Raw genomic sequence first — 20,778 nt, 5'->3', positions numbered from 1 at the left:
GGTGCAATAAAAGATGCGACCCTTGAGGGCGCGAAAACAAGGATAGGACCGATGAAGGGAAGAGTTTCCGCTCTGGTGGCTGGCGCTGCGATTCTGGCGCTGGCCGAGGGCATCTCCTCATATTCGGCGCAAAGCGCGGCTCCAGCAGCGGCTACGGTCAACTGGTCGACCTATGGCGGTGATGACAAGGAGCAGCATTACAGCCCGCTGCAGGAAATCACTGAGCAGAATGTCGGAAAGCTCGGGCTGGTGTCATCCTACGACATCGACACCTTCGACAGCTATACTCAGCCGATCGCGGTCAACGGCGTCGTCTATTTCGCGGCGGGGCTTAGCGTCATTCATGCGGTGGATGCGCGGACCGGCAAACTGCTGTGGCAATATGATCCCGACGTGGCGAGCCAGCCAGAGGCTAAGTGGCGGCTCCGCGCAGGCTGGGGCACGCGGGGCATCGCCTATAAGGATGGCGTGCTATTCACCGCCACGCGTGAAGGGCGATTGGTCGCCGTCGATGCGAAGACGGGGAAACCGCTCTGGTCGGCCAAGACGCTGGATGAAGCGGAGAACGGCTATATCACAGGTCCGCCATGGGTAGCGGGGGACAAGGTAGTCGTCGGCTTTGGCGGCGCGGATTATAGCCCGACACGCGGCTATGTGACGGCTTATGACATCAAGACGGGCAAGAAGGCGTGGCGCTGGTATGTCGTGCCCGGCGATCCGGCTAAGGGTTTCGAAAACAAGGCGATGGAGGCGGCCGCCAAGACTTGGACCGGCGAATGGTGGAAGTTCGGCGGCGGTGGGACTGTCTGGCACGCCATGGCTTATGATGCGAAATATGATCGCATTTATCTCGGCACCGGCAATGGCTGGCCGTGGAATCAGAAGATCCGCAGCCCGGGCGGTGGGGATAATCTCTATCTTTCTTCGATCGTGGCGCTGAATGCCAAGACCGGGGAATATGTCTGGCATTATCAGGTGAACCCGGAAAACAGCCATGACTTCAACAATGCGATGGACATCGAACTGGCCGACATGATGATCGGCGGCAAGCAGCGGTCCGTGTTGATCCATGCGCCTAAAAATGGCTTTTTCTATGTCATCGACCGACAGAATGGGAAGCTGATCTCCGCAGGAGAGTTCGCCAAGCAGAACTGGGCGAAGCGGATCGATCCTGTGACGGGACGGCCGGAAATCAATCCGGAAGCCCAATATCCAGGGGGCAAGCCTTTCCTCATGTACCCCTTCCCCAATGGGGCGCACGGCGTGCAGGCCATGTCGTTCAGCCCCAAGACGGGGCTGAGCTACATCCCGGTGATGGAAGGCGGGCGCGTGTTTGTCGATCCGCCGAACGTCAAGGAGTGGCAGTATAAGCCCGGCATGTTCGTCAATACCGGCCTTGGGGCTCCTCCCGCCAATCTCGTGCCGCCGACCGCATCGAGCAAGCTGGTCGCCTTCGACGTTGCGAACAACAAGATCGCCTGGTCAGTGCCGCAACCCGGCGTGTTCAACGGCGGAACGCTGGCGACGGGCGGCGGGCTGATCTTCCAAGGCACCAATGACGGCAACCTCAACGCTTATTCGGCCGCGAACGGGCGCAAGCTGTGGTCCTATCCGGTGCAGAACGGGATGCTGGCGGCGCCGATCAGCTATACTGTCGGTGGGAAGCAATATGTGAGCGTAATCACCGGATTTCGCAGCAGTTTCCCCAACTCGCCCAACTGGGACTATCGCCAGCAGCAGCGGCGGTTACTGACCTTCGCCATCGGCGGCGTCAAGAAATTGCCCGCTTTCGAACCCGTGGACGACCCGATCCAGGATGATCCTGCGTTCGTCATCGACCCGGGCAAGGCAAAGGTCGGAGCTGGCATTTATAACGGCTCCTGCGTCATCTGCCATGGTTCGGGGATGATGGCTGGCGGTGCGGCGCCTGACCTGCGCAAGTCGGCGGTTCCCATGGATGCGGAAACCTTCACCTCTGTGGTGCGAGACGGAGCGCTGATGGCGCGGGGCATGGGTTCCTTCGCTCAGTTGACCGACGCCGAGTTGGAAGGGCTGCGCCACTATATTCGTCAGCGGGCGCGGGAAAGCGCCCAGCAGGCCAAATGATGTTTCCCCTGGCCTGCCCGACCTCCCTGCGGGCAGCCGATGGCCCCGCTTCGCCTGACGGCGGAGCGGGGCTTCTTTGTCTAGGTAAGCAGTCGCTCACCGGGAAATTTGCACGTTCATGCATTGTCGCTATTATGAGCGTCCGCATGAATTGGCGAGATAATGAGGACGACGCATTTTGACGACCAAGGACAAGCCGGTGCTGAAGGATGTGGGCGATCGGCCGCAAACCTATTCCAGCCCCGCGATCATCGAACGGCGCAAGCGGATACTGGAAGAGACCCGCAAGGTAATCGCTGAACAGGGCATCGCCGCGCTTAGCATGAACGAGATCGGGCAGCGTGCCGGGGTCGCCAAGCGGACCCTCTACAACGCCTTCCAGACCCGCGAGCGGATGATCGCATCGGCAATCCAGGAATATTTCGACGAATATGTTGGCAAGATCCCTTATTCGAGCGCGCCTGGAACGATGCAGCACAATCTGGAGCGCATGGTTTCCGTCGTCCAGCGCAATCGGAAAATCCGCAACTATATCAAAGCGATCATGGCGCTCTATTTCAGTTCGGACGTTGACCATGACATCTGGACGGCGATGCACTCGCCCGCGATCCACCATAACCGCCAGTGGATAGAGGTGCTGGAGGCGAAGAAGCAGCTGCAGCCCTGGGTGGAGGTGGACAAGCTGGTCGATGATCTGGTGCGTTTCGAATATGCGACGATCAATGACTGGGCGCAGGGCCGAATCCCCGATGACGACGTGATCGTTAGGCTGGTCAGCAGTTATCTGATCTGCGTGCTCGGCGCGTTGAAGGGTAACGCGCGCAAGGAGGTCGAGACGCTGATCAAGGACATTGCCGAACGCGGAATCGATGCGCTGCCCGCGCCCCAGCGTAGCAAGGCCATTGCAGCGTGAATTTGCACATAGATGCAATTTTACTTGATGAGGAGGCGCGGGTCGGTTAGGCAGTTTCCGCGCCCCGAAAAGATGCGCGGAATGGAGAGCGAAGGATGAACGCGGTGAGCGATGCCCCCGAATTGCTGTTCGAACTGAACGACAGGGGTGTGGCGCACATCATCCTCAATCGGCCGCGCGCGAAGAATACCGTTTCCTTCGCCATGTGGGAGCAGTTTTCCGGGGCGCTCGACGCCCTGGAAAATGCGACGCCTGCGCGGATGCTGATCATCAGCGGGGCGGAGGGATATTTCAGCAACGGCGGTGATGTGAAGCTGCCTCCCGCGCGCGGTGAGGGCGCGCTGGCGCTGGCCGCGCGTCTGGAGATGGGGCAGCGGATCATAAGCCGGGTTCGGGCTTTGCCGATCCCCACCGTCGCGGCCGTGGAGGGCGGCGCCTTCGGCGTATCGTGGAGCCTTGCCATGGCCTGCGATATGATCTTCGCGGCGGAAAATGCGCTATTTGGTGCGCCGTTCCTGGAGTTCGGGCTGGTCCCCGATGGCGGCGCGGCCTGGTTTTTGATGCGCCAGCTTGGGCGGGCAAGAGCGGCGGAGATCATCTTTTCCGGGCGAACGCTGGATGCTGGCGAAGCACTGGCGCTTGGGCTTGTCAGCCGCTTAGTGACGCCGGGCACGGCGGTTGGCGAAGCGCTGGCGCTGGGGGAGACGATCGGCAGCGGTAACCGTCACGCGGTCGAACTGACGAAGCGGTTGCTCAATCAGGCCGAGAGCGGTGATCTGGCGGCAACCCATGCGCTGGAGCTGGTTTATTGCCACAGCTGTCAGGCGGGCGAGGAAGTGCCACGCGCGCGGGAAAAATTCAGGGCTCGAGCGGCGGCCAAGGCTGCAGCAAAAGCGGCGCAGTAGGGGAGGCTATCCATGCAGTTCGACATGCGTGAGGTGCCGATGGTCACCCGTTACAAGATCGTCAATTCGACGATCACGCCGCGCCCCATCGCCTGGATCACCAGCCAGTCGCAGGACGGCATCATCAATGCCGCCCCTTACAGCTTCTTTAATTGCGTAGGCACGGAACCGCCACTGGTGGTGCTGGGACTGCTGAAGGAACCTGCTTCGCGGGGCCTGAAGAATACCGCCAGTAACATCATCGCGACGGGGGAGTTCGTCGTGAACCTGGTGTGCGAAGCGGATGCGGAGGTCATGAACCTGTGCAGCGTCGATGCGCCCGCCGAGGTGAGCGAGATCGACTATGCGGGCGTCGAAACAGCGCCCAGCGTTGTTGTGAAGCCGCCCCGGATTGCGACCAGCCCTGTGAGTTTCGAATGTCGCAAGGTCACGGCGCTCGACATTGGATCGTTTCAGACTGTGGTGATCGGGGAAATCTTGATGGCTCACATCAAGGACGAGTTTATCAGCGATCGGGAGCGCGTCTATTTCGATACCCCGGCGATGAAATTGATCGGCCGCACCCACGGCAGCGGATGGTATGTCCGCAACAGCGACAGCTTTCAGATGGAGCGGCCGCGCTACGATCCGTTGCGGCTGGCGGCAGGGCGGCCCAAGGCTGCGGAATGAAATCAAACCCATAGTGCAAAATTACTTGCGCTTAGGGTGAACTGGTGTTTTTATACCCATGAGCATTTTTCGCGGCCTGTGCCGGAGAGTGCGGCAGATAATATCCGTATAGATAAGGGGCGGTGCCGACCGCCTTAGGAGAGAATAGATGCCCGGTCCCCTGGATCATCTGACCGTCATCGAACTGGCGGACCAGATGCCCGTCGCCATCGCCGCCATGCTGTTCGCCGATCATGGCGCAGAGGTGGTGAAGGTCGAGCCGAAGGGCGGCAACTGGTTCGCTCATGACTTGACGCGCAAAAGTTGGGACCGGTCCAAGCGCAGCGTTGAACTGGACGTAGGCGATGCAGCGGACCTTCAATCGCTGCGGGGGCTGCTGGGCGGAGCGGACATCTTCATCCATGCGCTGGAGGAGAAGGATGCAGCGGCGTTGGGTCTGGATCGCGAGGCGCTGGAGCGCGACTTTCCTGAACTCGTCGTCTGCGCTTTGACGGCTTATGGCGCCGATACGCCCTTCGCGGACCGGCCTTATGGGGAATCGCTGGCGGCGGCGCGGCTGGGCACGATGATCGACCGGTCCAGTTCCTTCCGGCCGGGCCCCGTCTATCTTGGGCATCCGGCGCTGCATTATGGCCAGGCATTCCTGAGCGTGATCGGGGCGCTGGCTGCGGTGCGGGCGCGGCGGCATATCGGCAAGGGGCAGCGGGTGGAAGCCTCGCTGCTTGACGCCATGATCGCTCAGTCGCCGATGAACAATTGGTGGCAGGAAGAGGGGATCAGCTACATCAAGGCGGGGGACTCGGGCGCGGTCGACCGCTTTGGGCGCACCCGGCTTGTCACCGGCATGTTCGAGTGTCACGACGGTCTTCATCTGCAGATGCACACTGGCGGGCAAGGCGGTTTCAAGGCCGCGATGGACTTGCTGGGCTTTGGCGACCGGGTGCAGCGCGTGACGGCGCCCGAGATGTCCGTGCCGCTGACCGACGACGAATATAATATCGCTCGCGTCGAGATATTCGAGGCGTTCAAGACCAAGACGCGCGCAGAGTGGATCAAGCTGTTCCAAGCGGCGGATGTGGCGGCGCTGCCGGTGCTGGAACCGGCCGAAGTGCTGCTGGACGAGCAGGTGGAGTTTGTCGGGCAGCGGGTTGCGTTGCCCGATCCCGACTTCGGGACGATCTACCAGGCCGCGCCCGCCGTGCGCATGGCCAATACGCCGACCGCCGCGCCGCGTCCGGCCCCAGCGGTGGGCGCGGACAATGGCGCGCTTGGCGAGTTGATCGGGCGGCGGCGGGCTGCGCTTGCTGCGGACGGAAAGCCTTTGGAGCGGCCATTGGAGGGGATCAAGGTCATCGATTTCTCCTCCTTCTTCGCGGTCGGTTATGGCGGGCGGCTGCTGTCCGATCTGGGTGCGGACGTCATCAAGGTGGAGGCGCCCGGAGGCGACCAGATGCGGCCGCTGCCCGACTGTTTCGATGCGGCCCAGCGGGGGAAGCGCGACATCGTCCTCAACCTCAAGGACCCCGAGGCGCTGGAGGCGGCGCTGAAACTGGTCGCGGAGGCCGATGTGGTCACGCATAATCTGCGCCCCGGCAAAGCGGACAAGCTCGGCATCGGCTATGAGGCGCTTTCGAAGATCAATCCGCGCCTGCTCTACGTCTATCTCCCCGGCTATGGCTCCAAGGGCCCCAAGTCGCTGCTGAAGAGCTTCGCGCCGCTCGTGTCCGGTTGGACAGGCTTGCTGTACGAAGGCGGGGGGGAGGGCAATCCGCCGACCCGCGCCGTGTTTGGCAATGAGGATTATAATAACGGCTTCCTGGGCGCTGCCGGCATCCTCATGGGGCTGGAGCATCGCGCGATCAGTGGGAAGGGAGATTATATCGAGATTCCGCAGCTGCATTCGAGCCTGTGGACAACCTCGGAGCATTTCCTCGATGCCGACAAGAAGGTTGTTTACGGCTTCCGGCTCGACAAGGACCAGGCGGGGTTCAACGCGCTCGACCGGATTTATCGGACCACCGATGGCTGGTTGTGCATCAGTTGCCGCCAGGACGAGCGTTTCGTCGCGCTGGCCAAGGCTGTGGGACGTGAGGAATGGCTGAGCGATCCGCGTTTCGCCACGGCGCGCGACCGATCCGCCAATGATGCGGCGCTGATGGAAGCGCTGAAACCCTTCTTCGCGCAAAAGAATAGCGAGGAAGCTTTCGCCCTTCTCGATGCGGCGGGCGCGCCTTGCGAAATCGCGCGGGAGACGAGCTGGGTCCGCGAGGCTTTGTGGGAGGATTGGGCGGTCGCCAGCAACCGGGTGATTGAGAATTTCGATTCCATGTATGGCCATGTCCGCCAGTTCGGCAGCTTCATGCATTTCAGCCTCACGCCGAGCTTCGCGAAGGGATCAGCGCCGCGCCTGGGCGAGCATACGCGGCAGGTGCTGCGCGAGGCAGGCTATGGTGAAGAACAGATAGATGCGCTGATCGAAAGCAAGAAGGCGATGCAGGCGGCGGACATCACGGGTCGCATCCAGTCGCGTGTTTCGGCGGCCTGACCAGATATAAGAGACAAGAGAGGAACCGGAAGGTGCAACTGAACCTTCGCTACGACATGAACCGGCCCGATTTTGGGGCGCCGCATCCTGTGCTCTACCGCACCGCGATCGAGCAGGCGAAATGGGCCGACAAGCTGGGCTTCACGCAGGTTTTTCTGGCGGAACATCATGGTGCTGAAGGGGGATATTGCCCTTCCTCGATGGTTCAGGCGGCCTCTATTCTTGGGGCGACCGAGAAGATCGTGGCGCATCTGTCGGCACTGGTGGTGACCATGCACGATCCGCTGCGGTTGGCGGAAGATTTGGCGGTGCTGGACAATATCGCGCCGGGACGGATTTGGCTGACGGCGGGCATGGGCTATCGCCCGCATGAGTTCGAGATGTTCGATCGCGACATCACCAAGCGGCTCGCCATCATGAATGAGGCGATGGCGACGTTGAAGAGCGCATGGACCGGCGAGCCGTTTGAGTTTCGCGGGCGAACCGTGCGAGTGACGCCGGCCCCTGCGACGGCAGGTGGACCCAAGATCTACATGGGCGGATCGACCGACAAGTCTGCGATCCGCGCCGCCAAGGGCGGTTATCAATATTTCCCGGGTCACCCCGACCTATTTACGCTTTACAAGGAGGAGCGGGCGAACGCGGGCTTCGGACCGCCGGAGGAATTGCGCAAGCCTGCAGCGAGCTTCCTTTATGTGTCGGATGATCCCGATCGCGACTGGCCTCTGGTCGCGCCGCATATCGCCTATGCGACCAACACTTATGCGGAATGGGCCAAGGAGCGTGGCACCGGGCAGACCCGCTACAGTGCGGCGGAGACGGTCGAGGGCCTGAAGGCCATGCCCAATATTAAGGTGATGACGCCGGATGAATGCTTCGCATATCTGAAGGAGCTTGGCCGGGGTACGGCTGTGACCTTCCATGCGCTGCTCGGCGGGCTTGATCCGGAAGTCTCCTGGCGGAGTTTGCGCCTATTCGAAAAGGAAGTTCTGCCGAGGCTGAGGGCCGAGCCGGGGCTGCTGGAAAATCCGGGAGAGTGAGCATGGAGGAAAGCAATCGTCGCGGGACGCTGGCAGCGCTGCTGGCGGTTCCTTTCGGCTTGGCGGCGAGCCAGGCTTCGGCAGGGGGCGTACAGGGCAGAGGCAGGCCGGCGGGCAGCGTGGCCGATCGTTTGGACGTGATCGAGTCCAAGCAGGCGATTACAGAGCTGCTCTATGCCTATGCGCGGGCCAATGACCGGGCCGACAAGGCGTTGCTGCGGTCACTCTTCTGGCCGGAATCAACGCATAAGCATGGGAAGTTCGAGGGCAAATCTTCGGACTTCGCGGCCTTCGCGTTCAAGATCATCTCGGGCCTCAAATATGCCTGCCACCACATCTCGAATGTGTCGGTTGAGGTGAGGGGCAACAGGGCATTTTCCGAATGCTATTATTTCGCGCAGCATCGGCGTCAACGGAAGGACGGCACGGGAGAGGAAGATGTGTTCTTCCAAGGGCGCTATCTGGACGATCTGGAGCGGCGCAACGGCGAGTGGAAGATCATCCGGCGGCGAGGGCTTTCGGATTATACCTCGCCTGCCTTCCCGTCCGAAACCACCTATGCGCAGTGGCCTGCCGGGCAGCACAGCGAGAAATATCCCAGCGACGATTATTACAAGATGCGCCAACAGTTTCTGGGGAGCTGATCTATGCGCGCTTTGATGTGCGAGCATCATGGGCCGCCGGAAGAGTTGCAGTTCCGCGATGTTGCGGTGCCGGAGCCCGGGCCGGGTGAGGTACGCTTTCGGGTGAGGGCGGCGAGCGTCAACTTCCCTGACGCATTGATGATCCAGAACCTCTATCAACGGCAGCCGCCGTTGCCCTTCATTCCAGGGAGTGAAGCGGCGGGTGTCGTGGACGCGGTGGGAGAGGGCGTCACCGGACTTCGCGTGGGGGACAGGGTCGCGACGATCCCCTTCGAAGGCGCCTTTGCCGAATATGCGATTGCGCCTGCTTTCCGGACGACTGTGATCCCCGACGACATGGAGTTCGCCGTCGCGGCAGGATTCACGATGGTCTATGCGACCGCGCTGCATGGCCTGCGCCAGCGTGGACGGTTGCAGCCGGGGGAGACGATGCTGGTGCTCGGCGCGGCGGGCGGAGTTGGCCTTGCTGCCGTCGAGGTCGGCAAGCTGATGGGCGCGCATGTGATCGCGGCTGCTTCAACGGACGAAAAGCTGGCCTTGGCTCGTGCGCACGGAGCGGATCAGGCGGTCAATTATAGTGAAACGGACCTCAAGCAGGCGGTGAAGGCGTTGACCGGGGATCGCGGCGTCGATGTGATTTTCGATCCTGTGGGCGGCGCATTGGCTGAGCCCGCATTCCGCACGATGGGCTGGGATGGCCGCTATCTGGTGGTGGGCTTTGCGGCAGGGACGATCCCGGCGATTCCTCTCAACCTGCCGTTGGTGAAGACGGCCTCCATCGTGGGAGTGACCTGGGGCATGCACAGCCGCCGGGAGCCGGAGATTCATGCGGAGAATATGGCGCAGCTTTACGCCTGGTATGCGGAGGGCGGATTGCGGCCCGAAGTCAGCAAGCATTTTCCGTTTGAGGAAAGCCGGGAGGCGATCCGCTGGATGATGGATCGGAAGGTCCAGGGCAAGATTGTGATCGAGGTCGCTGCCTAAAGCCCCTGCTCAATCGCTGGGCCAGTTCGCCAGCGGTAGGCCCTTCACATCCGTCAGGGCCTTCACCACCATACCACTCGCCCGGGAGACGACATAGAGGTCGCGCAGGTCCGCACCGCCCCAGCAGAGATTGGTCGGGCTGGAGAGGATCTTGCCCTCTGGATCATCGACGATATCGACGTTTTGCCCGTCCGGCGTGATAGCGGCGATGCGGTTGGCGAAGGGCAGGGTGACCCAGAGGTTCCCCGCTTGATCGAAGGCTATGCCGTCGCAATAGCCAAGGTTCGCACGCTCTGCGGTCGGCATGGCGCGAATGTCCCTGGCCTGATGGTCGGGGATCACGGTGCCCAGTTGCGGGCCGTAATCCTGCGGATCAGTGAGCGATCCATCCGCCTGCCGCAGCCAGCGTCGGATGCGTCCTTCCGCAGTCAGCGAAGCATAGACATGGCGCTCGTCCCGATCGAGACAGATGCCGTTAACGCCGCGCAGATTGCGGGCGACGATCGAAGCTGTGCCGTTCGGCGAGACTCTGTAGATGAACCCGGCAGGCGTGGTTGTACCAATATTGCCGATTGGGCCCCAGCTGCTGTGAGAGCAATAGATGTCGCCGTCGCGGGTTGTGGCCGGACCATTGGAGGCGACCAGTTGCCGCCCTTCGAGTTCCGACACCAGCGTTTCAACCGTACCGGTCGTAACATCGATCCGCTGCAATGGTCCCGGCCCTTTGTTGAGCAGGCCCATATTGGCGACGATGATGCGGCCTTCGCGGTCCACCGCCACGCCATTGGGGGCGAGGGGCTTGCCGATCTGGCGGAGAGTGCCGTCCGGTTCCAATATGCCGATCGCGCCACCGCCGTTGGATACGAACAGGCGGCCATCGGGACTGCTCGCTATCCCCTCAGGCGCGTCCAGATTGCCCCGAGCCAGCGTGAAATCGGACAGGCTTAGCGGCTCGGGCGCGGTTGGTCGGCCGGGCCTGGTCCCTTGCGCGCAACCGGAGAGCATCATGGCGGCACCGCCCAAGAGCAGGTCTCGCCGACCGACCATGGGTAATATGGTCTCCCTCCATCCCGTTCGTACATGATCATTCATCGCACGGCTTCCGGGGCAACCGGCGCGAAGCCGGCGATCTTGTGATCCCCCGCCTGAACCGCCTGAAAACGCAAGCGCATGCCACAGTGAGGCTCAATCCCCTCGGCATCGATCAGGATACCCGGCACGCGCACGCCCGGCGCGTTGTCCGGCTCGAAGAGGACCACGGTGAAAGGCACTTCCGCCTTGTGATCGCCGGGCAGCAGGCTGCGGATCACGGTCGTGAAGCTATAGGCGCTGCCCTCCGACGAAACCGGGCGCCATTCCAGCACGGTGTCGGGCTTTCCGGGGATGACCTCGGGCGGATACCATACCCACTCGCCCGTCTCGGGATCGGCGGTGATGCGCAGTTCGCCCGCTTCCAACCCGTCATAATAGCCCTGGAACAGCGGGTCCTCGATCTTGGGAGGATATATCGGAATGCCCATGGATCAGCTCCGCGCCAATATGGTGGTGGAATGGTTGTTGCCGCCAAGGCCCGCGACGGCGCAGAGGCGCGCGTTCGGCACCTGCCGCTCGCCTTCCCGCCCGCGCAATTGCCGCACCGCTTCGATCAGCAGGTTCATGCCCGGCACATAGCCGCCCGACATATGCCCGCCGCTGGTGTTGATCGGCATCCGTCCGCCGGGCATACCATGGCCCGCCGCATAGAAGCGCGGCCCTTCGCCCCGCTCGCAAAGGCCTAGCATCTCGGTCTGCACCAGCGCGGAGATGGTGAAGCCGTCATAGATTTGCGCCAGGTCCAAATCCTTGGGATCGCAGCCCGCCATGGTGTAGGCGAGCTTCGCCGACACCTCGCCGGGGAAGTGGTAGGTGCAGGGTGTCTGGGTGAACAGCACCCCCTGCGGCCAATTGTTGAAGCCCAGCCCGAGCCCCTGCACCGCCACAACCGGATGCGGCATGTCGCGCGCTTCCTCGATCGCGCTGACCACATAGGCGCCGCCACCATCGGTGGTGAGGCAGCAGTCCGCTGCCCGCAAAGGCGTCGAGATCATGGGCGACTGGCGATAGCCTGCCAAATCCATCGGATCGCGCCGCTGCGCACTCGGCGTCAGGACCGCCCAGGCCCGATAGGTCATCGGAATGGCGGCCTGCTCCTCCTCCGTCATGCCGTAGTCATGGGCATAGCGGTTCGCCATGGTCGCGAAATAGGTGGGCTGGCCGAAGAAGCCGACGGGCATTTCGATTCCGGCCTTTTGCGGCTCACGCGCGTGGAAGGCATAGACGCCGCCCGGCTTGGTCGACTGGATCGCATAGGGCACCAGCACATGCCGCGCCAAACCCGCCTCGATCGCCATCTGCGCCAGTTGCAGTGCTTGGCCCGACGTCGCCGTGCCGCCCACGCTGTCGGTTGTGGCGCAGAAACGCTTTTCCCCCGCGCCGATGGCAAAGGCGACCTCGTCCGACCCATGGCCCGCATACTTATTGGAGACATAGCCGTCGATGTCCTTAGGGCTGAGGCCCGCATCGGCAATGGCCGCGAGGCTGGCGCGGGTCATCATCTTCATGACCCCTTCCTCGCCTTTACGGAGGAAAGGGGTTTCGCCGACCCCGGTGATGGCGATGCGGTTGCCCTGTATCATGCGTCCTTGAATCCCTTGCCTTGCGCCACCAGCCGCTCGATCAGCGGGGAGGGCTTGAACGCCTCGCCATGGGCGGCTTCGAGCGTCTTCAGCTTTTCCAGGACGACGGGTAACCCCTGCAAATCCGCCCAGAACATCGGCCCGCCGCGATATTTCGGCCAGCCATAGCCAGTGACCCAGACGATATCGATGTCCGACGCCCGCGAAGCGATGCCTTCATCGAGAATGCGCGCGCCCTCATTCACCATGGCGAAGAGGATGCGGTCGTGGATTTCCTCATCGTTCACCGCGCGCCGGGCAATGCCCTGTTTGGCGGCGAAATCCTCAATGACTTGGCTTGCGACGGGCGAGGGCGTCTGCTTGCGGTTCTCGTCATAGTCATAATAGCCTCCTCGAGTTTTCTGCCCATGGCGGCCTATTTCGTTGAGGATTTCCCGCACGTTGGCGGAGCTGGTTGCGTCCCGGTTCCAGCCGACGTCGAGGCCGACCAGATCGCGCATCTGGAAATGCCCCATGGCAAAGCCGAAATCATACAGCACCTTGTCCACCGCCCAGGGCGTCGCGCCCTCCAGCACCAGCCGGTCGGCTTGCGTGTTCCGCGCCGCAAGGATGCGGTTGCCGACAAAGCCGAAGCCATTGCCGACCAGCACGCCGATCTTGCCGATGGTCTTGGCAAGCTTCATGGCGGTGACGGTGATTTCGGGCTTCGTGTCCTTGGTGCGGACGACCTCCAGCAGCTTCATCACATTGGCGGGCGAGAAGAAGTGCAGGCCGACGACGCTCTCCGGCCGCTGGGTGGCGGCGGCGATATCGTCAATGTCGAGATAGCTGGTGTTGGTCGCCAGGATCGCACCGGGCTTGGCGATCCTGTCGAGCCTGGCGAACACCTCGCGCTTGACGTCGAGATTTTCGAACACCGCCTCGATGATGAGGTCGCAGTCGGCCAGGTCCCCCATCGCCACGGAGCCGGTCAGCAGACCCATGCGCGTATCGACATCTTCGGGCTTCATCTTGCCCTTCTTCGCGGTGGTTTCATAATTGCCGCGAATGATGCGCAGGCCGCGTTCCAACGCTTCCTGGCTGGTTTCTACGATGGTGACGGGTATGCCTGCATTGGCGAAGTTCATCGCAATGCCGCCGCCCATGGTGCCCGCGCCGATAACGCCTACTTTCTTGATTGGGAGCGCTGCGGTGTCGCTTGGTATGCCGCTAACCTTGGCCGCGAGCCGCTCAGCGAAGAAGACGTGTCGTTGGGCGGCCGACTGGCTATCCTTTTCCAGTTCGTTGAACAGTTCACGTTCGCGGACCATGCCCTGGTCGAAGGGTAGCTCCAGGGTCGCCTCGACGGCGCGGACGATATTTTCAGGCGCTTTGTATCCGCGGAATTTCTTGGCGTTGGCCTGGCGGATTTCTGCGAAGATTTCGGGCTTGCCGCGCGCTTCGTCCAGCTTGTCGGCACGGTCGCGGACCTTCAGGAGCGGCCGCTTTTCTTCCAGCACGCGACAGGCGAGCGTCAAGGCGTCCGCGCGCAGATTGCCCTCCGTGGCGAGTTCGTCGATGAGCCCCATTGCCTTCGCCGACGTCGCAGACACAGGATCACCGGAAAGGATAAGATCAAGCGCCTTGGCTATGCCGATGACGCGCGGCAGCCTTTGGGTGCCGCCCGCACCGGGCAGCAGGCCCAACTTGATTTCCGGAAGGCCCATTTTGGCGGACGGGACGGCGATGCGGTAATGCGCGACCAACGCCAGTTCCAAACCGCCGCCGAGCGCGGTGCCGTGCATTGCGGCTATGACCGGCTTCGTCGCATTCTCCACGATCAATTGGAGGTTCCGCAGCGACGGTTCGACCTGCGGTTTCCCGAGTTCGCTGATCTCCGCCCCAGCAAAGAAGGTGCGCCCGTCGCAGATCAGCACCATCGCGCCGACCGCACTGTCGCCAATCGCGGTTTGCACGGCGTCTGCGACACCCTGCCGCACAGCGTTGGAAAGTGCGTTCACCGGCGGCGAGTTGACCGTGATGACTGCGATGGGGCCTTCCACCTCATAGGTGACGACGTCATTGACCTTCATTCAAGCCTCTATGTGTCTGGGCGCCCGGTTTGGCTGCGGCTTGCGCAGCCAGCACCTCACGCGCGCGTTGGCGGAAATAATGTTGGAGACCGGCGATCTCTTGCGCAGTCAGTTCTTCAAAGCGCGGCATGCCCCGTTCGCGCAGGATGCCTTTGTGCAGCACGTCCTTGAAGCTGGCGGTGTCCAGCGGCACGCCTGACTGGAGCAGGTCCGGGGCCATGCCGCCTGACACCGCGTTAGCGCCATGGCAGATGGAGCAGCGCTGGCCGAAGACGGTCGCACCTGTCGCGACTTTGGCGGGATCCACGCTGAAATCGGGCATGTCGATCACGGGCGTATCGACTGGCTGAGCCGATGGCAGGCTGGCCTTGCCGTCAAGCGAGAAGGTCAGCACTCGCCATTGCTGCGCGCGATAGTTCCATTCGCGCGGCAGGCCGATGGCGCTGGGAAAACGTGATCCCGCGATTACGGTCACATATTGCTTACCGCGCGCCTTGTAAGTGATCGGCTGCGCCATCACCGCCGTTTGCGCGTCGAAGGACCAGAGCGGCTTGCCGCTCTTCGCTGCATAAGCGACGAACTTACCCGCGGCACTGCCCTGAAACAGAAGGTTGCCGGCCGTAGTCGCGGTGCCACCGCCGCCGCGCAGGCCGGGCATGGGCACGCGCCAAGCCTCGCTTTGCGTGACCGGGTTCCAGGCGAGGAGGAAGCTGGTTGCGGAGCGGTCGGGGGTCACACCGGCAGGCGCTGGGCCGGTGCCGACACTGATGCGCTGGCCGTTCAGGTGCTTCCAGCCCTTCAGCGGTTCGGCCGGATCGATATAGACGCGGCCTTGATCCATGGTGGGGATATAGACGAGGCCCGTCCCCGGATTGAACGACATCGCCTCAATATTATGCGCGCCGAAGGGGGAGGGATAAACGACCGCCGCCTTGCCGCCCGGATAGCGTGCGGCAGGGTTCTCGATCGGCCGTCCGCTCTTGATATCGATGCCGCTCGCCCAGTTGACCGGCACGATATTGCGCGCGGAGATCAGCTTTCCCGTCGCGCGATCGATGACGTAGAAAAAGCCATTCTTCGGCGCGTGCATCAGGACATCGCGCTCTTTTCCGCCGATCTTGAGCCGGGCCAGCTCGATATCCATCGCGCTGTTGAAGTCCCATGTCTCGCCGGGATTGGTCTGATAGTGCCAGACATATCCGCCCGTATCGGCGTCCAGCGCGACGATGGAACAGAGGAACAGATTGTCCCCGCCGCCTGGGGATCGGATCTTCTGGTTCCATGGGGCGCCGTTGCCGATACCAATATAGATGCGATTATATTTGGGGTCATAGGCCATGGCGTTCCAGGCCGTCCCGCCGCCGCCATATTTCCACCATTGGCCGGTCCAGGTCTTGGCGGCCATCGCCATCGCCTTGTTCTCAAAGCCCAGCTTCGGGTTGCCCGGCACGGTGTAGAAGCGCCAGAGTTGCTTGCCCGTCCGCTGGTCATAGGCGGTCACATAGCCCCGGACTGGCGCAAAGTCCGCGCCGCCATGGCCGATGATGACCTTGCCCTTGAACACCCAGGGCGCTCCGGTGACATAGCGCTCGTCATCCTTGCCGATGGTCTGGGCGGTCCAGACAGGGTGGCCGGACTTCGCATTGATGGCGATCAGCCGCCCGTCGATGGTCCCGGTAAAGACCATGCCGTTGTCATAGGCGATGCCTCTGATGCCCCAGGCGGCGCGCATCTTCTGCCCGGCGACCTTCCAGCTTTGCGGGTCATAGGTCCACAGTTCCCGCCCGGTCGAGGCGTCCAGCGCGTGAATGACGCTGTAGCCTGAGGCATAATATAGGATGCCATTGACGGCGATCGGGGCAGATAGGCTCGACCCGCCGCCGCTGATGTCATGATACCAGGTGAGCTTCAGCTTCTCGACATTGCCCTCGTTGATCTCTGTCAGCGGGCTGTAATGGTTTTCGTCGATCCCGCCATACCCCGGCCAGTCACTGCCATCGCGCCGGGCTTCTCCGGAAGGCGTGCAGGCGGCGAGCAGTAGGAGCAAAAGAGGCAGGGCAAAGCGCACTGATCCTTAGCCTCCGATGGTCCGGTCAGAGGGCCAGAAGCGCTGACGCAGCGCCTTCTTGTTGACCTTGCCCATGACGGTGCGGCCGATGTCATCGACCATCTCGTAGCTGCGCGGGCATTTATAGCTGGCGAGCGAGGCGCGGCAGAAGGCGTTGAGTTCATCGGCTGTGGGCGGATCGCTCGGGTCTTTCGGAATGACCAGCGCGCGGGCTTCCTCGCCCATTTCTGCGTTGGGAGCGGCTACCACGGCAATATCCGCCACCTTGGGATGGCGCAGCAGCACATGCTCGGACTCGGCGGGGTAGATATTCACCCCGCCACTCACGATCATATCGGACACGCGATCGGTGATGTAGAGATAGCCCTCCTCATCGACATAGCCCATCTCGCCCAGCGTGAAGATGCCCGGCGCGATATGGGCGGCGGCTGTCTTTTCCGGGTCACCGCGATAGATGATGCCATGGCCGCTGGTGTCGCGGAAATAGACCTGCCCGACTTCTTTCGGCCCTAGGACCTGCCCATCTTCTCCGTAGATCACAGTTTCAAAAGGGGCGAGCGCCTTGCCTACTGAGCCGGGCCGTTCCAGCCATTCCTGTGAGGTGATGAACGTCGTCGATCCGGCTTCGGTGCCACCATAAGCCTCTACGAGCACCGGACCGAACCAGTCGATCATCGCCTGCTTGACCGCTCGAGGACAGGCCGCGCCGGTGTGCGCCAAGCGCTGGATGCTCGACACATCATATTTGGCGCGCACTTCCTCCGGCAGCGCCAGCATCCGCTGGAAATGGGTCGGCACCATCACCGATCCTGCAACCTTGTGCTTCTCGATCAGCGCGAGGGTCTTTTCAGGATCGAAATGCTCGACAGTGATTAGGCTCATGCCGCCAAAGACATTGCGCGCCATGCCGAGAGGGCCGGTATGATAAAGTGGCCCAACGGCGATGCCGGGCGAAGGAGTGATGCGGGGGCGGATCGCTTCAGCCAGAGCCTTTACCGTGGCGACGCGCGGGAAATATTGCGGCGGCGTCTCGGTCGCCTTGGGCCGCCCTGTGGTGCCGGAGGTGTAGTGAAGGTGCGGCAGCGGCGGCACGTCATGGTCCGGCTCCTCCGTCGAGGCTGCGGCGATCCAGTCCTCCCAATGGATGACGCCCTCCCGATCGGGGCAGCGCCAGCCGATGACGGTGTGAACGCCAGCTTCGGTGGCTGCGGCAAAACCCGCCTCCAGCGTCTCTGGCCCGACGAACAGTGCAACCGCGCCGCTATCCTTCAGGATATAGGCGGCCTCCGAAGGGGTCAGGTGAAAGCTTACAGGGACACTCGAAATGCCCGCCTCCAGGCAGGCGACATAGGCGATTACGGTCTCTGCGCTGTTGGGCGCGAACACGGCGACCCGGCGCTCCGTCAGGTCTAGTCCGTTCAGAGCATTAGCGGTGCGATTGAGCAACTCATCCAACTGATGCCAGTCATAGCTCACCCGTTCATCCATTAGGGCGAACTGATCACGGCGCGCGGGATCGACCCCGCCTATGGTCAGAGACATGAAAGATCCTTTCGGGAGGCGATGGCGGGCGCGAGATATCTCAGCGCCGCACGGAAGGAGATGAGGGCGAGAATGGAACTCACCGTGACCACGATCGCCAGAGACTGACCAAGCGCTCCTTCATCGTGGAACACATATTCAGTCAGTGCGGCGACGATAGCGGGACCGGCGCCCTGACCGAGAATGGTGAAGACGAACAGGAAGGAGGCCAGCATTCGCGACCGGATCGTCGCAGGCGCGATCAGCCCCATCACCGACGAAACATAGACCATGAAGGGCACGGTGATGAACTGCGCCACGCAGTAGCAGGCCAGGAAGACATAGGGATTGGTGGCGAAGAACATATAGGCGACCACCGGCAGGAAGCCGAGGATCAGCCAGCCATAAAAGCGCAGATGCGCGTCCTTCATCCCGCGGGCGAACAGTTTGTCCACGATCCAGCCATTCACCACCAGCGAGACCGCTGACACGATGTTCATCAGGCTCAAGGCAAAGCCATATTGCACCGGCTTCCACCCGAAATGCCGCTCGATATAGGCGGGCACCCAGTTGGTCATGGAATAGCCGCACATGGCGAGGCAGGAAGTGCCGATGAGCATCAAGCCGAGCAGCTTCCAGTTCTGACTCACGAAGGCCCTGATCTCACCCTTCTGCTGTTCGGTCGTCGTGCCTGGCGTCCGGCGGCGGCCCGGATCGGGAAAGGTGAACAGCAATAGCGCCAGCAATATGCCGGGGACGCCGACCATCATCATGACCAGCTGCCAGGGTTGTGCCGGGCCATGGAAGGGAATGTGGATGCCGCTGTTGGCCGTAGCGAAGGCGATGGCGACGCCCCCCAAGGCGAAGGCGGTGGCCGATCCGACCTTCCCCGCCGTCTGGAAGGTCGATGTGGCGCGGGTCAGCAGACGCGACGGGAACGCGTCGGCGATCAGCGAATAGGCAGCGGGCAGCAGTGCTGCTTCTCCGATCCCCACGAAGATGCGTCCTATCAGCAGCGCCTCATAGCTCTCGGCAAAGCCGCAGGCCGTGGTGGCGATGCCCCAAACCACAACCCCGCCGAAGATGATCCAGCGCCGGGAAAAACGATCCGCCGCCCATCCCAGGGGCAAGCCGAAAATGGCATAGAATATGGCGAAGGAGGTTGAGGTGATCATGCTGATCTGCACATCGGACAGCAGCAGATGCGCCTTGATCGGCGTCACCAGCATCGACACGATAAGCCGATCGACCCAGCTCAGCACATAAAGGCCGAACAGCACCGCCACCATCCACCAGGCGCTGCCCAGGTGGGGACCGGCCTGACTGTCGATGGCCGGAATGTCTCTGGCTGCGCTCTGCGCGGTCATCAGCATGATCCTTCCTCGCCTCTCCGGCTAATTCAGCGCACCGGCAGTTCGTTGAGTTCTGCGATCTTGAGCTTGCCCAACTGCGCCATGTGCACTTCGTCTGGGCCATCCGCGAAGCGTAGGTAGCGTGCGTTCATGAAGGCGGCTGCGGGCGGGAAGTCGCTCGACATGCCGATGCCGCCAAAGACCTGCATGGCCCGGTCAGCGACCGTCTGGGTCATGCGCGGCGCCACGATCTTGATCGCGGCGATCAGGTCCTTGGCGACCTTGTTGCCATAGCGGTCCATCGCGTCGGCGGCTTTCAGCGTTAGCAACCGAGCCTGCTCGATCTCGCAGAAGGAGAGGGCGATGTCCTGCCGGATGCTCCCCTGATCCGCCAGCTTCCGCCCGAACGCCACGCGGCTTTCCACCCGCCGCGCCATATATTCGAGCGCCCGCTGCGCTTGCCCGATGAGGCGCATGCAGTGATGGATACGTCCCGGCCCCAAGCGGCCTTGCGCGATTTCGAAGCCGCGCCCTTCGCCGAGGATCAGGTTTTGCTTTGGGACGCGCACATCTTTGAACACCATCTCAGCATGCCCCCCGGGCGAATGCACCGCATTCAGAACGTCGAGGGGGCGGATGATTTCAATCCCAGGTGTATCGGCGGGGATGATGATTTGCGAATGTTGCCTGTGGCGCGGACCATCATTGGGCGTCCGGCCGATCAGGATGAACAGCTTGGTATTGGGATCGAGTGCGCCCGATATCCACCATTTGCGGCCGTTGATGACGTAATCGTCGCCATCGGCGATGACCGTGGTTTCGAGGTTCGTGGCGTCGGACGAAGCGACCCCCGGCTCCGTCATCGCATAGGAGGAGCGGATGGCGCCATCCAGCAGCGGCTTTAGCCACTGTTCCTGCTGCTCGGGAGTGCCATATTTGGCGAGCAACTCCATATTGCCGGTGTCTGGCGCAGAGCAGTTGAAATATTCGGACGATCCGATCACCCGGCCCATGATCTCGGCCAGCGGCGCATATTCCAGATTGGTTAGGCCGGGGCTCCACTCGCCATATTCATGCGGGAGGAACAGGTTCCACAGACCCGCTTGCTTAGCCTTCGCCTTGATCTCCTCCGTGCCCGGCCAGCGCTTCCACAAATTGGCCGGATCATGGTGGAAATGATCGCGCTCCCTTTCGATCGGATAGACATATGCGTCCATGAAATCGATGAGCCGCACCCTCAGCGCCTTCACCTTGTCGGAATATTCGAAATCCATCGGATGATCC

Annotated in this window: 16 protein-coding genes; 8 read left to right on the top strand and 8 right to left on the bottom strand. The window is 62.2% G+C overall.

Annotated elements, in window-relative coordinates; all coding sequences use genetic code 11:
- Positions 1-51: 51 nt before the first annotated feature.
- From ACFO3E_RS04960 to ACFO3E_RS04925, 8 genes are all read left to right on the top strand, one after another.
- A complete protein-coding gene (locus tag ACFO3E_RS04960; protein WP_380802870.1) occupies positions 52-2,106 on the top strand; it encodes a PQQ-dependent dehydrogenase, methanol/ethanol family in 2,055 nt (684 codons plus the stop codon).
- A 178-nt stretch (positions 2,107-2,284) separates the two neighbouring features.
- Entirely contained in the window at positions 2,285-3,019 is a 735-nt protein-coding gene (locus tag ACFO3E_RS04955; RefSeq protein WP_380802868.1) for a TetR/AcrR family transcriptional regulator, read from the top strand.
- 95 nt (positions 3,020-3,114) lie between these two features.
- Positions 3,115-3,924, top strand: coding sequence for an enoyl-CoA hydratase/isomerase family protein (locus tag ACFO3E_RS04950; RefSeq protein ID WP_380802865.1), 810 nt, complete (start codon positions 3,115-3,117; stop codon positions 3,922-3,924).
- 12 nt (positions 3,925-3,936) lie between these two features.
- Positions 3,937-4,593 (top strand): flavin reductase family protein, encoded by a 657-nt coding sequence (locus ACFO3E_RS04945; protein ID WP_380802863.1) that lies wholly within the window; start codon positions 3,937-3,939, stop codon positions 4,591-4,593.
- Positions 4,594-4,741: 148 nt separating this feature from the next.
- A complete protein-coding gene (locus ACFO3E_RS04940; RefSeq protein WP_380802862.1) occupies positions 4,742-7,138 on the top strand; it encodes a CaiB/BaiF CoA-transferase family protein in 2,397 nt (798 codons plus the stop codon).
- A gap of 32 nt (positions 7,139-7,170) precedes the next feature.
- A complete protein-coding gene (locus ACFO3E_RS04935; RefSeq protein ID WP_380802860.1) occupies positions 7,171-8,178 on the top strand; it encodes an LLM class flavin-dependent oxidoreductase in 1,008 nt (335 codons plus the stop codon).
- Positions 8,179-8,180: 2 nt separating this feature from the next.
- Entirely contained in the window at positions 8,181-8,822 is a 642-nt protein-coding gene (locus ACFO3E_RS04930) for a nuclear transport factor 2 family protein (protein ID WP_380803069.1), read from the top strand.
- A 3-nt stretch (positions 8,823-8,825) separates the two neighbouring features.
- Positions 8,826-9,806, top strand: a complete 981-nt coding sequence (locus ACFO3E_RS04925) for an NADPH:quinone oxidoreductase family protein (protein ID WP_380802857.1) — start codon at positions 8,826-8,828, stop codon at positions 9,804-9,806.
- A 9-nt stretch (positions 9,807-9,815) separates the two neighbouring features.
- Here the strand turns inward: ACFO3E_RS04925 and ACFO3E_RS04920 are convergent, their stop codons facing one another.
- From ACFO3E_RS04920 to ACFO3E_RS04885, 8 genes are read right to left on the bottom strand one after another with little or no spacing between them, the layout of a single operon-like run.
- Positions 9,816-10,853 (bottom strand): SMP-30/gluconolactonase/LRE family protein, encoded by a 1,038-nt coding sequence (locus tag ACFO3E_RS04920; RefSeq protein ID WP_380802855.1) that lies wholly within the window; start codon positions 10,851-10,853, stop codon positions 9,816-9,818.
- A 41-nt stretch (positions 10,854-10,894) separates the two neighbouring features.
- Positions 10,895-11,326 carry a Zn-ribbon domain-containing OB-fold protein gene (locus ACFO3E_RS04915; RefSeq protein ID WP_380802853.1) on the bottom strand — a complete coding sequence of 144 codons (432 nt, stop codon included), beginning with the start codon at positions 11,324-11,326 and terminating at the stop codon, positions 10,895-10,897.
- 3 nt (positions 11,327-11,329) lie between these two features.
- Positions 11,330-12,481, bottom strand: coding sequence for a thiolase family protein (locus ACFO3E_RS04910; protein WP_225870562.1), 1,152 nt, complete (start codon positions 12,479-12,481; stop codon positions 11,330-11,332).
- Positions 12,478-14,553 (bottom strand): 3-hydroxyacyl-CoA dehydrogenase NAD-binding domain-containing protein, encoded by a 2,076-nt coding sequence (locus tag ACFO3E_RS04905; RefSeq protein WP_380802851.1) that lies wholly within the window; start codon positions 14,551-14,553, stop codon positions 12,478-12,480. Before ACFO3E_RS04905 ends, ACFO3E_RS04910 begins: the two co-directional genes overlap by 4 nt.
- Entirely contained in the window at positions 14,540-16,621 is a 2,082-nt protein-coding gene (locus ACFO3E_RS04900) for a PQQ-dependent dehydrogenase, methanol/ethanol family (RefSeq protein ID WP_380802848.1), read from the bottom strand. Before ACFO3E_RS04900 ends, ACFO3E_RS04905 begins: the two co-directional genes overlap by 14 nt.
- A gap of 6 nt (positions 16,622-16,627) precedes the next feature.
- Positions 16,628-18,163, bottom strand: a complete 1,536-nt coding sequence (locus ACFO3E_RS04895; protein ID WP_066523928.1) for an AMP-binding protein — start codon at positions 18,161-18,163, stop codon at positions 16,628-16,630.
- Positions 18,154-19,509, bottom strand: a complete 1,356-nt coding sequence (locus tag ACFO3E_RS04890) for an MFS transporter (protein ID WP_066528496.1) — start codon at positions 19,507-19,509, stop codon at positions 18,154-18,156. The genes ACFO3E_RS04895 and ACFO3E_RS04890 overlap by 10 nt, the downstream gene beginning before the upstream one ends.
- 32 nt (positions 19,510-19,541) lie before the next feature.
- Positions 19,542-20,768, bottom strand: a complete 1,227-nt coding sequence (locus ACFO3E_RS04885) for an acyl-CoA dehydrogenase family protein (RefSeq protein WP_066523926.1) — start codon at positions 20,766-20,768, stop codon at positions 19,542-19,544.
- Positions 20,769-20,778: the final 10 nt, after the last annotated feature.

Origin of the sequence: Sphingobium tyrosinilyticum, from assembly GCF_042654265.1 — a bacterium.
In the GTDB taxonomy this organism is placed as follows: Bacteria; Pseudomonadota; Alphaproteobacteria; order Sphingomonadales; family Sphingomonadaceae; genus Sphingobium; species Sphingobium tyrosinilyticum.
The sequence above is the reverse complement of the archived record's forward strand: the minus strand, read 5'-3'. Positions and strand labels throughout refer to the sequence as shown.

Excerpts from the sequence above, each read along its gene's own strand:
- ACFO3E_RS04890 (WP_066528496.1), bottom strand. The coding sequence starts at position 19,509 with ATGACCGCGCAGAGCGCAGCCAGAGACATTCCGGCCATCGACAGTCAG.
- ACFO3E_RS04920 (WP_380802855.1), bottom strand. The coding sequence starts at position 10,853 with ATGGTCGGTCGGCGAGACCTGCTCTTGGGCGGTGCCGCCATGATGCTC.
- ACFO3E_RS04960 (WP_380802870.1), top strand. The coding sequence starts at position 52 with ATGAAGGGAAGAGTTTCCGCTCTGGTGGCTGGCGCTGCGATTCTGGCG.
- ACFO3E_RS04895 (WP_066523928.1), bottom strand. The coding sequence starts at position 18,163 with ATGTCTCTGACCATAGGCGGGGTCGATCCCGCGCGCCGTGATCAGTTC.
- ACFO3E_RS04930 (WP_380803069.1), top strand. The coding sequence starts at position 8,181 with ATGGAGGAAAGCAATCGTCGCGGGACGCTGGCAGCGCTGCTGGCGGTT.
- ACFO3E_RS04910 (WP_225870562.1), bottom strand. The coding sequence starts at position 12,481 with ATGATACAGGGCAACCGCATCGCCATCACCGGGGTCGGCGAAACCCCT.
- ACFO3E_RS04905 (WP_380802851.1), bottom strand. The coding sequence starts at position 14,553 with ATGAAGGTCAATGACGTCGTCACCTATGAGGTGGAAGGCCCCATCGCA.
- ACFO3E_RS04950 (WP_380802865.1), top strand. The coding sequence starts at position 3,115 with ATGAACGCGGTGAGCGATGCCCCCGAATTGCTGTTCGAACTGAACGAC.
- ACFO3E_RS04945 (WP_380802863.1), top strand. The coding sequence starts at position 3,937 with ATGCAGTTCGACATGCGTGAGGTGCCGATGGTCACCCGTTACAAGATC.
- ACFO3E_RS04885 (WP_066523926.1), bottom strand. The coding sequence starts at position 20,768 with ATGGATTTCGAATATTCCGACAAGGTGAAGGCGCTGAGGGTGCGGCTC.
- ACFO3E_RS04940 (WP_380802862.1), top strand. The coding sequence starts at position 4,742 with ATGCCCGGTCCCCTGGATCATCTGACCGTCATCGAACTGGCGGACCAG.
- ACFO3E_RS04925 (WP_380802857.1), top strand. The coding sequence starts at position 8,826 with ATGCGCGCTTTGATGTGCGAGCATCATGGGCCGCCGGAAGAGTTGCAG.
- ACFO3E_RS04915 (WP_380802853.1), bottom strand. The coding sequence starts at position 11,326 with ATGGGCATTCCGATATATCCTCCCAAGATCGAGGACCCGCTGTTCCAG.